Consider the following 317-nt stretch of genomic DNA (forward strand, 5'->3'; position numbering starts at 1 on the left):
CTCGCCTTCGTCACCGTCCTCATCGCCCTCGACGCCGACGCCCGCGTCTCGCTCTACGTCTTCCCCGTCTGGGCGCTGCTGCTGACCGCCGGCTACGCCGTGCTGCGCCGCCGCACCCCGGCCGCCGTCGCCGCCCCCGCCCCGGCGCCCGCCCCCGCCGCAGCCGCAGCCGCAGCCGGGACCGCCGAGCCCGCGTCCGCCGACGCCTGAACCGCCCCGGACCCCCCGGAACCCCCGGGGCCTCCCGGCACCCCCGCCGCAGGCCCTCCCGCCCCCGCCCGGGACGGGAGGGCCCGGCACGCCGGGCCCCGCCTCTC

At 83.0% G+C, this 317-nt stretch carries 1 pseudogene; it reads left to right on the top strand.

The features are described 5' to 3' along the window. A pseudogene (proY, locus tag LO771_RS30160) lies at positions 1-210 on the top strand (proline-specific permease ProY); the annotation flags it as partial. Positions 211-317: the final 107 nt, after the last annotated feature.

It is taken from the genome of Streptacidiphilus sp. ASG 303 (genome assembly GCF_020991365.1).
Lineage (GTDB): Bacteria > Actinomycetota > Actinomycetes > Streptomycetales > Streptomycetaceae > Peterkaempfera.